General features: G+C 49.6%; 8 protein-coding genes. All 8 read left to right on the forward strand.

Annotation, left to right across the window (positions count from 1 at the left end; genetic code table 11):
- Nucleotides 1-100 precede the first annotated feature (100 nt).
- The 8 genes from G8759_RS18570 (at nt 101) to G8759_RS18605 (ending at nt 11,252) form a co-directional block, all read left to right on the forward strand.
- Nucleotides 101-1,741, forward strand: coding sequence for a TldD/PmbA family protein (locus G8759_RS18570; protein ID WP_167210610.1), 1,641 nt, complete (start codon nt 101-103; stop codon nt 1,739-1,741).
- A 79-nt stretch (nt 1,742-1,820) separates the two neighbouring features.
- Nucleotides 1,821-3,158 carry a TldD/PmbA family protein gene (locus G8759_RS18575; RefSeq protein WP_167210613.1) on the forward strand — a complete coding sequence of 446 codons (1,338 nt, stop codon included), beginning with the start codon at nt 1,821-1,823 and terminating at the stop codon, nt 3,156-3,158.
- A 281-nt stretch (nt 3,159-3,439) separates the two neighbouring features.
- Nucleotides 3,440-4,057, forward strand: coding sequence for a DUF4159 domain-containing protein (locus G8759_RS18580; protein WP_167210616.1), 618 nt, complete (start codon nt 3,440-3,442; stop codon nt 4,055-4,057).
- A 113-nt stretch (nt 4,058-4,170) separates the two neighbouring features.
- Nucleotides 4,171-5,154 (forward strand): AAA family ATPase, encoded by a 984-nt coding sequence (locus tag G8759_RS18585; RefSeq protein ID WP_167210619.1) that lies wholly within the window; start codon nt 4,171-4,173, stop codon nt 5,152-5,154.
- 99 nt (nt 5,155-5,253) lie between these two features.
- The gene (locus tag G8759_RS18590) at nt 5,254-6,120 is read left to right on the forward strand and encodes a DUF58 domain-containing protein (RefSeq protein WP_167210622.1); all 867 of its coding nucleotides are present in this window, start codon (nt 5,254-5,256) and stop codon (nt 6,118-6,120) included.
- A gap of 67 nt (nt 6,121-6,187) precedes the next feature.
- The gene (locus tag G8759_RS18595) at nt 6,188-7,378 is read left to right on the forward strand and encodes a BatA domain-containing protein (RefSeq protein WP_167210625.1); all 1,191 of its coding nucleotides are present in this window, start codon (nt 6,188-6,190) and stop codon (nt 7,376-7,378) included.
- On the forward strand, nt 7,375-9,627 hold the full coding sequence (locus tag G8759_RS18600; RefSeq protein ID WP_167210628.1) for a hypothetical protein: 2,253 nt from the start codon (nt 7,375-7,377) through the stop codon (nt 9,625-9,627). Before G8759_RS18595 ends, G8759_RS18600 begins: the two co-directional genes overlap by 4 nt.
- Nucleotides 9,624-11,252, forward strand: a complete 1,629-nt coding sequence (locus G8759_RS18605) for a hypothetical protein (protein WP_167210631.1) — start codon at nt 9,624-9,626, stop codon at nt 11,250-11,252. The genes G8759_RS18600 and G8759_RS18605 overlap by 4 nt, the downstream gene beginning before the upstream one ends.

Genomic DNA, 11,252 nt, shown 5'->3' on the forward strand with positions numbered 1-11,252 from the left:
GGTCTGTGGTAAATGCGGTAAGGTCAGCAAAGACCCAATGCATGAACTACAGACCAGAAACAACGAACTAAGAATCGCAAACTAAAAACCACAACTTATTTTGAACCGCCGAAACTTTAATCAATTGATGGGTATGGGAGCAACCGGGATATTGCTTCCTAACTTGCCTGCTTTTTCCCGTACCGTTAGCCCTGAAGCCTTACTGGAGCCGGGGGTAGATGTTGCCACGAAAAAGCGCCTGGCCGATGCAGCATTGAACGCGGCCAAAAGCAAAGGGGCCACGTATACAGATGTCAGGATTGGTCGTTACCTGAATCAATTCGTGATTACGCGTGAGGATAAAGTTCAGAATATCGTTAACACAGAGTCTTACGGTGTTGGGGTTCGTGTCATTGCCGATGGCTGCTGGGGTTTTGCTGCCGTTGTCGATGCCAAGAGCGAGGCAGATACGGCCAAAGCCGCCGAAAAAGCCGTAGCTATCGCGAAAGCAAATGCCAGATTGATGAAACAACCCGTTCAACTGGCTCCCCAGAAAGGCTACGGCGAAGTAAGCTGGAAAGCGCCGATTCAGAAAAATGCGTTTGAGGTCCCGATTAAAGAAAAGGTTGACCTCTTATTATCCGTAAACAGCGCTGCGCTCAAAAACGGAGCCAACTACGTAAACTCAGTGCTGTTCATGGTAAATGAGCAAAAGTATTTTGCCTCGACCGATGGCACCTACGCCGATCAGGATATTCACCGGCTATGGCCAATTTTCAACGTAACCGCTATTGACCCCAAGACAGGCAAGTTCGAAACGCGCAATGCACTGAGTGCGCCGGTCGGCATGGGTTACGAATATCTGCAAGCCAACCCTGCGGATAAAGTGACAGGCGTTACTACACGTTACAATAAGGGGTATGACATGCTTGAAGATGCGACCGCAGCCGCTAAACAGGCGCGGGCGAAACACAGCGCCAAATCCGTTGAAGCCGGGAAATATGATCTCGTACTTGATCCTTCACACCTGTGGCTGACCATTCACGAATCGGTGGGTCACCCACTCGAACTCGACCGCGTGCTGGGCTATGAAGCCAATTTTGCCGGTACCTCGTTTGCTACTCTGGATAAGTGGAAAACCAAGAACTTCAATTATGGCAGCAAGCAGGTCAACCTCTTTGCCGATAAATTACAGGTTGGTTCATTAGGTGCTGTTGGCTGGGATGACGAAGGCGTAAAGACCAAACAGTGGGATCTGGTGAAAGAGGGAACCCTGGTGAACTACCAGGCCATTCGTGATCAGGTCCACATCATCGGCGAAAATGAATCGCAGGGGTGCTGTTATGCCGATAACTGGGGCTCTGTCCAGTTTCAGCGCATGGCCAATGTGTCGCTGGCCGCTGGTAAAACGCCCCTGTCGGTTCAGGATATGATTAAAGATGTGAAAAAAGGCATCTACATCATTGGGGATGGTTCGTTCTCGATTGATCAGCAACGCTACAACTTCCAGTTTGGCGGACAGCTCTTCTACGAAATCAAAGACGGTCAGATTGCTGGTATGCTGAAAGATGTAGCCTATCAATCGAACACGCAGGAATTCTGGAACTCCTGCGTCGCTGTCTGCGATGAGCGTGATTATAGACTAGGGGGCTCGTTTTTCGATGGCAAAGGGCAACCACCGCAATCCAGCGCAGTATCGCACGGTAGTTCGACCGCCCGCTTCAACGGGGTCAACGTGATTAATACAGCCCGGAAAATCTAAAAGCCCTCCGTTTACAGTTTTCAGTTCATTGACGAGTCATCCAATTGAAAACTGGAAGCGTATAAAACACGACACTTTTATGGCAACCATACTCACCGAAGCAGAAGCGAAAGCGCTGCTGACAAAAGTTTTAAGTTATTCGAAAGCAGACGAGTGTGAGGTCAATATTCTCGGTGAAGAACGGGGAAATCTTCGCTATGCTCGTAATGAAGTCTCTACGAGCGGTTCATTGACCAATCAGAATTTACAGGTCCAGTCGGCATTTGGTAAAAAAGTAGGCGTTGCTACGATTGATGAATTTGATGATGCATCGCTGGAAAAAGTGGTACGAAGGGCGGAGGAACTGGCTCGGCTGGCTCCCGAAAACCCTGAACACGTTGGTGTGCTCAGTCCTCAGCAATACCTGAAATCCAACGGTTATGTTGATGCTACAGCTAACATAACACCCGACATCCGGGCGGAGGCTGTTGCTAAAAGCTTGCAATTGGCGCGCGACCAAAAGCTGACAGCGGCTGGTTTTTTGCAGGATAATCATGGTTACAGGGCTATGATGAACTCCAAAGGATTGTTTGCCTATTACCCCAGCTCAAACGTTAATTTCTCCCTGACCGTCCGTACCGACGATGGGAAAGGGTCGGGTTATGTGGCTCGGGGTTACAATGATTTTACAAAGCTGGATACCGTTGCGGCAACGCGGATTGCGATCCAGAAAGCACAGGGTTCTGCCGAAGCACGGGCGATTGAGCCGGGCAAATACACGGTCATTCTGGAACCGACAGCTGCCGTCGTACTGCTCGAAAACATCTATTTTAATCTGGATGCCCGGAGTGCCGATGAGGGTCGGTCTTACTTCAGTAAAACAGGCGGAAAATCACGGCTGGGGGATAAAATTGTTGATGAGCGAGTAACCATCTATACCGACCCGACAAATGCGGAGCTTCCTTCGTCGCCCTGGTCGGGTGATGGTCGTCCGCAGGAAAAAACGATGTGGATTGAGAAGGGGGTTGTCAAAAATCTGACCTATTCCCGGTATTGGGCACAGAAGACGGGTAAAAAAGCAGTACCTAACCCAACAAACGTAATCATGCTGGGGGGTAACGCGTCGCTGGAGGAAATGATCAGGACGACCCAGCGCGGTATTCTGGTAACCAAACTCTGGTATATCCGCGAAGTTGATCCGCAAACCATTCTCCTGACGGGCCTTACCCGCGACGGGACGTTTTATATCGAAGACGGCAAGATCAAGTATCCCGTCAAGAACTTCCGCTTCAATGAAAGCCCCATCATAATGCTCAATAACCTGGAGTCGCTGGGCAAGCCGGAACGGGTAGTCAGCACGGAAACCGATCAGAATTATCTGGTACCGCCGATGAAAATTCGGGAATTTACCTTCACGAGTTTGTCTGATGCAGTGTAGGAATATTTTGACTTTTGGGCTGTTTTTAGGTTTATAATTGGCTGTTTTTTGGATAAGATGTAGAATTGTTTTGCTTTTTCGGCGGAGTTCGAATTTTACGCTCGACTCCGCTGAAAAATTCGTAACTTCAACTGCTGAAAACTATAGTCCGTAATGCTCTAAAAATGTGTTACTGACTTGTTGGAAGCCAATAAATCATCAATCAGATGCAGAAAGGGTAGGGGTTAAACGCCCGGATTTATTGATGATTTCTTAAAAAAACACTTCGCAACGAATCTCTTTTGAAACCATTTATTTTCACCCGAATCCAATATACGTCCGGCGACTGGGATACCGATCAGAGAATGCCGTCCAATATACTGCACTCACTGGTGGAGTACACGACTATTCCGGTTGATCAGAAAGAGAAAGTGGTGCAATTGAGCAGTCCTGACCTGTTCAGGAGTCCATTCTGTTACATGAGCGGTCATAAACTGGTCGAGTTTTCCGCCCAGGAGCGCGATCATTTCAAACGCTATGTTCAAAATGGCGGCTTCGTATTTGTAGACGACTGCAATCACGACATCGATGCGCTGTTTGCCCGATCGTTCGAGCAGGAAATGGCCCGTACGTTCGGGCCGAAGGCATTACAGAAGATCCCGAACAACCATCCGCTGTACACCTGTTTTTTTAAGTTTGACGAAGGGCCTCCGACAACCTCATTCGAACTGAACGGCTGGGGGGATGATCTGGTGCATGATTACCTCAAAGCCATTATGATCAACGGTCGCATTGGTGTTCTCTACAGCAACAAAGATTATGGTTGCGAATGGGATTACGATTTTCGTAACAAGCGTTTTCTGGCCGAGGATAACACGAAATTTGGCGTAAACATCATTACGTACGCGTTGACTGCCTGAGTTTATTTTTATGGATGACGAAGGATATATATTGTGTGCCTGTTGCTTTTGGCGTGAATTGTACAGTCAATAATCTTCATCATCCATTCTTCTATACAACCTGACTTAAAAATTTGGAATCAACAGACTTAACCCACTACAAAACGCTCGTGGCCCGCTTGCCACAGCTACGAAACGAAATCGGTAAAGTGATCATTGGTCAACAGGAAGTCATCAGCGAAGTGCTGATCGCACTTTTGGCGGGTGGACACTGCCTGCTGGAAGGTGTGCCTGGGCTTGCTAAAACGCTGATGGTGAAAACAATGTCCGATGCGCTGGCCATGCGCTTCAAGCGTATTCAGTTTACGCCCGATCTCATGCCCGGTGATATTGTCGGTACCGAAATTCTGGAAGAAGACCACGAAACGGGAAAGAAATCCTTCCAGTTTAACAAAGGGCCGATATTTGCCAATGTGGTACTGGCCGATGAGATCAACCGGACGCCACCTAAAACGCAGGCAGCTATGCTGGAAGCGATGCAGGAGTATAAGGTCACGTACGGCGGTAGCGATTATGCGTTGCCCCGCCCTTTTCTCATCATTGCGACCCAGAACCCCATCGAACAGGCCGGGACCTATCCCTTACCGGAAGCACAGCTCGACCGTTTTCTGCTCTATATTAAACTGAGTTATCCGTCGGAACAGGAGGAACTGGTTGTGTTGAAAAGCACGACGGGTACCCAAAAGCCAGTGCTGCAAACGATCCTTTCCGACGAAGATATTCTGAATTTGCAGAGCCTTACCCGACAGGTACACATCAGCGAAGAACTGATCGAGTACATAAATCGGATCGTACGGGCGTCGCGCCCAAAGGATAGCCCATCGGCTTTTGTGAAGCAATGGTGCGAATGGGGCGCGGGTCCACGGGCCGGGCAGGCACTGGTCTTGTGCGCAAAAGCCAGAGCTGTTCTCAGTGAGCGATTCTCCGTTATTCCCGACGATATTCAAACGCTGGCTTATCCTGTATTGCGCCACCGGATTGCCCTGAATTTCCGCGCCGATGCGGAAGGAATTACGACGGATCGGGTGATTAAAGAATTGCTGACTACTGTTAAATAGCGATTCGGTTTACAGTTTTTGATTCATGGTGGGTCTATCACTACGGTGGCAGACCAAACCTGCGAAACAGTAAGCAGAATACCGAAAACGAAATGCAGTATGCCCCAACTAACGTCCGATCTGATTCGATTAAATAATCTCCAACTGGCGAGCAAACTTGTCAGTGATGAAATGATGCTGGGTATTCAAACCAGCCGTCGGTCGGGTGTCGGAACCGAATTTGAGCAGTATCGTCACTACGAGCCGGGCGATGATCCGAAGCGAATCGACTGGAAACTGTTTGCCAGAAGCGGTCATTATCTGGTGCGGGAATCGGCAACGGAGAGCAACCAGCAAATTCGACTATTGCTGGATTTGTCGGGGTCGATGAACTATGCTGAAGCCGGGGTAAGCCGGTTGCAATATGCCCAGATTCTGCTGGCCTCGCTGGCCTATCTGGGCTACAGGCAGAACGATCAACTGAGTTTGTACGGGCTGCAAAATGGTGCCGTTCAGGCATTGGTACCAACCGGAAAACAGGCATTCCTGAAAATTGTAGGAACACTGGAAACATCGGAGGCAGCCGGGCAATGGACCATAAAACAACCTTCGTTTCCGGACTTTAGCCGGAAACAGGCCGAAATGCTGGTTCTGGTGTCCGACTTTTTACAGGTTGGCGATGAGTGGATTAAACTCATCCAGAGTATAGCGGCCCCGCGTCGGGAGATCGTTATTTTCCAGATTCTGGGCGATCAGGAGCTTGATTTCAACCTGAGTGGCTTTTACCGATTTCAGGATCTGGAAACGGGTAAAGAGATTGAGTTACAGGCCGATGCAGTTCGGGACACGGTTCGGCAGGCGGCTGCTGATTATTTAGCGAAACTGGACGATGCCCTGCGTATTCCGCACGTTCGACTCATTCGTGTTCGATTGAGTGACCCAATTGGGCGAGTGTTAAGTGCGTTTCTGACCGGGAAGAACTTGTGATAAGGGATTCAGGACGTTGGCAATTGGCATTGACGCCAATGTCCATTACCCAACATCTAATTGATAAATGGCATTCTTAGAACCGTTTTTGTTGTGGGGTGCGCTGGCGGTAGTAATTCCGGTCATCATCCATTTCTGGCACCAGAAAAAAGGGAAACCGCTGGCTTGGGCAGCTACCCAATGGCTCGTTGAAAAAAACCAGCAACAACAGCGTGGTCTGAAACTGGACAATATTCTGCTGCTGATTCTTCGGTGTCTGTTATTGATCTTGCTGGCTGTTCTCCTGAGTCAGCCCGTATTGAACAGTCTGAAAAGTAAGGCCGATAGCCAGCCGATTCATCTGGTGCAGCCAAATGCGTTAGTGAGTACTAATTTTCGGTTTGAGCTGGAAGAGGCCAGTAAACGGGGAGAGAAGCTATACTGGATAAATCAAACCGCCGAGCCAATCGACAAATTGACTGAATTGCCTGAACGGAAAGCAGTTACGCCGTTATTGATTCAGGCAGCCATTGATAAACTACGTCGGGAAAATACCGAGCTACACCTGTATTTACTGAACAATGAATCCATAGCAACCGTCCCGTCGATTTATGTGCCATCCCAGTTTCAGTTGCATACGCTTGTCGATTCAACCCGGCCACCGCGTGCTTATCTGGTGACAAAAGGCAGCCAGAAACTGTTTGTGGGTCATGAAGGAAAGCTAACAAATAGCGCCGTGTTCGAACCAGCGCTGAAGTTTCAGCAGGCACCGGTTCATAGTGGCCAGTTGCGTGTATTACTCGATTATCGAAGCCAGCGCGAAGAGCAGACCGTTGAAGCGGCTCTCAAGGCACTGACTGAGGTATATGGCCTTGATTTTCTGATTGACCATAACCAGACGGGCACTACGCCCTATGAATGGGTGCTGACAGATCGGATTAGTGCGAATCCTTCGCCCCAGACGTTATACATCGTTTCGGGTAAATCGGGCTATCCGATGGCTCCCAATATTTGTTATACGGGGAATGCATTGACAGCGCAAACCGATGAACGGGTCGCTAATGGGCAACTGCCCGAATGGTTAGGTGAGCAATTGATTCAGCATTACGGATTGCAGGTCAGTTCGTTACCGTTGAGTCAGCAAGAGTTGAAGTCGTTGTTTGCCGTGGCAAACCGGACCGACCGGAAACCACAGACATTGGTTCATAACGTAATCGTACTGCTTTTTGTCGTTCTACTGATTGGAGAACGATGGATGGCGCTAACAAAGAACGCATGACAGATCCAAGACAAATTCTATCATCGGTCAGCAAGCAGCTGTACGCCAATGCCCTGCTTCGGTGCCTGGTCCTTGCGATATCAGCTTATATCCTCACGGCTACGTTCACCAATTCGTTAATCCCCGCTTTGCTGGCCGGATTTGCTGGCCTTGGACTCGGCATATTTTTGGGGAAACTGTATCAGGACAAGAAGCCGCAAGCCATTCGACTGATCCATCAGACGGTTGGCGATACTGAATATAGTCTCCCGCTGTTGGATAAAACCCAGCTCAATGTTGCCGAACAACTGCAACTGGAACGACTCAGCGAACGAATCCGCGAGGCCAAAATTCCGACGGTCATTTTCTCGCGGCTCTGGGTTTATGGAATTGTCCTGCTGGCTGCTTTGGGTATTCGTTTTGGGTATCCATTACTTCAACGGTCGGAGCCAGTGCCACCCAAACTGGGCGAGACCCAGGCAACATTAATATCGGTTGAAAAACCGGTTGCTCCATCGTTCAAATCGGCCCAATTGCACATTCAGCCACCCGCCTATACACGCCTGCCAGAGCGGACTTCTTCGGATCTTAATGCTGCCGCCATTAACGGATCAATGCTGACATGGCGAATGCTTTTCAGCGATAACCGGAATCTCTCGGTTCGACTAGTCAGTAATCGGGGAGTGGAAGTTCGGTTTAAGCCATCCGCGGCAGGATTCATCTACCAGGACAAACTGATAAGTTCTGGCCTATATGCCATTAAAGCTTATTGGTCCGGGTTGGCGGGGAAAGATTCTCTGGTCTATCAGTCTGACTTTTACCGGCTGGAAGCCCAACCGGATCTGGCACCAAAAATTGTTCCTGTTTCGAAAGAATTATATAGCTATCATTACCTGAAAGATCCGAAATCAATTGGGCTGTCAGCAACAATATCCGATGATTTTAGTGTGAGTCAGGCGTTTATTGTGGCGACACTGGCGCGGGGATCAGGCGAAAACGTAAAGTTTCGGGAAGTGAAAATGCCATTGGACAAAACCAATTTCAAGGAGGCAAAACTGACGAAACAAATCGACCTGAAAGCGCTGAACTTTGCCCCTGGTGATGAGCTCTATTATTACTGGGCAGCTTTCGATAACCGCCAGCCTGAACCGAATTTTACGAAGTCAGACACCTATTTCCTGGTTTATAAGGATACGACTAAGGCAGAAGAAGGTGAACTGGCGACGATGGCCGTGAATATTATGCCCGAATATTTTCGGAGCCAGCGACAAATCATTATTGACACCGAAAAGCTCATTGCGAAGCGCAAAACCCTGAGCGATAAGTCGGGTGCGACGATGGCCTTTAAGAGTTTATCGAACGAGATCGGTTTCGATCAGAAAGCCTTGCGATTGCGCTATGGTCAGTTTCTGGGCGAAGAATTCGAAAAATCGATTGGTGGGGGTGGCCCTCCGCCCTTACCGACCAATAGCGATGGCGCTGTTGTATCGGGTATGGCGGCCATTCAGGCCTATATGCATAAACACGATGAAGGGGAGGGTGAACAAACGGCTGCTCCCCAACGCGAATCGCATACGCAGGACGATGGGCATAACCACGGTGGCGGTGGGCACGCAGACGATGGTAAAGACCCGCTTGCCGCTTTGATGGAGCAGTATGTTCACTCGCACGACGATGCCGAAACGAATACCTTCCATGAGCAATCGACCCGGAGTTTGCTGAAAATGGCGCTGGAACAGATGTGGCAGTCGGAGTTGCATTTGCGGTTGTATGAACCCGAAAAGGCATTGCCCTTCGAGAAAAAAGCGTTGGAGTACCTGAAGTTGTCGCAGCAAAAAGCACGGTCATTTGTGAAGAAAACCGGCTTCGATCCACCACCGATCAAAGAACTGGAAACGCGGCTTACCGGCGAATTGAAAAATGTGAATGCCAGTGCAACACAGAAGCGCGTATATGATCAGCCACGGCTTGAGTTGCTGGTCGGTGAAGTGCTGGGTTTCCTGTCGCTGGAGCAACTTAGCCCATCACAGCGACAGACTGTTCAGCAGTTGGGCAACACACTCGCTGACCGTGTCGTAAACAGCGGTCTGCCGAACTGGTCGGTGCTGACGGGATTACAGAAACTCGCCGGTGGTAAAACACTGACTGACCCGGAGAAAAAACAACTGAAAACAAAACTCTATGACCTGGCGGGTACGTCCCTACAAACCAGTCGATCCTATACCAGTGAACGAAAACTTGAACGGTCATTCTGGCACCATTTGCGATGATTTCTTTCCATTTTGACCGATCTGACCCAATTACATGGCTCATCCTGGTACTCGTAGTAATTTTGCTACTGGTTCAGGTTTGGTTCACCCTACGAAACGATTCGCTCACAACGCAACGGAGATCGGTTCGCCTGACCCTGAACGTACTGCTCTGGCTGGTGGTGCTTGGCTACGTTCTGCAACCAGTATTGACCGTAACGGCCAATTCAACGCATGCGCTGCTGGCTGGTGAAGATGTTCCGGGTACATTTCGCCAAAAGATAAGTGATAGTCTGAATGTACGGCAGGTCGTAACAGCCCGAACATTCAACAGCGAACGCTTTGATTCGGTGACACTCGTAGGGCAGGATTTTCCCCCCGAATTACTGAGCCGATTAAGTCGGCAGGTGGTTCGCTGGATTCCCTATTATGCACCCGATCAGATGCAGGCTGTTCGCTGGAAAAGCATTGTCCAGAAAGGAGAGATGCAACAGGTGATGGGGAGTCTTCAGTCGTCACATAAGCAACGCATCAAGCTCATGTATGGAAACCGTACGCTCGACAGTCTGAACCTGCCAGAAGGGTTGACGTCGTTTTCGCTCCGGTTTCCTGCGTTCACGTTGGGGCGAACAGAGGCTGAACTGGTACTCGATCAGACTACGCTGGATACGATTCGGTTTTTTACCCGCCCCATGAAGTCGCTGACGTATCAGTTCATTCTTGGAACGCCCGATTTTGAGAGCCGAACCCTGGCCGACTGGCTGGGAAAAAACGGAAACTCGGTTCAGATTACCGCAACGCTTTCTAAAGATGTCAGCAACCAGTTAACGATCAACCGGGTGTCGAAGAAACCGGATGTGATCGTGACTGATCCTACCAATGCCGGTAATGTGGTGGTGAAGCGGGCGATTGCAGAAGGAAAATCAGTGCTATTCATTAACCTGACCAATCCAGAGGCCGATTGCCGCCTGATTAATAAAGCCCTTGGGAGTAATTTACAGGTTCGGAAAGTGTCGAACGAGCCATTGGTGCCAGTTTCGGAGGGTCTGAATGCGTTACCTTTTTCCATTGTCCCGACTGTAGCACAGGCTGTTATTCCTGGCTATCCGGTGGTTGTTCAGCAAGTGTCCGGCAAGGTTGGGGTTAGTTTGCTGAATGAAACATTTCCATTGAAACTGAGTGGCGATAGCCTTGCCTACAATCGGGTCTGGAACGCTATTCTGGCTCAGCTTCAGCCCTCAGCGATCAACAGCGCCGACATAGAAGCTCCCGTTTTTGCTGGTTTCCGGGAGGCCGTTCATGTGAACAACATACCAACGCGACCTTCCATCATTCAACTGGGCAATGACACGGTTCAGATGTCTTATTCGCCCATTAATCCGCTTTCGGCAGAAGGGAAATTTAAGATAAGCCATGCTGGATGGATGCCGGTACTGGATTCTCTGGCGACTTATGCCGAGGGTAACGGGTTGCCAGCCATTGCCCAAAGTCGACTGGTGCGGGCCTATGCAATGGCGCATGCTTCCGACCAGAGTGGACGAACGGCTGTATCAAGAGTGACCGAAAACCACCTGCCGGACTGGGTCTGGCTGGTATTATTTGTCGTCTGTCTGAGCGCTCTTTGGGTAGAGCCTAAACTTGGGTAG

The organism is Spirosoma aureum (genome assembly GCF_011604685.1).
GTDB classification, from domain to species: domain Bacteria; phylum Bacteroidota; class Bacteroidia; order Cytophagales; family Spirosomataceae; genus Spirosoma; species Spirosoma aureum.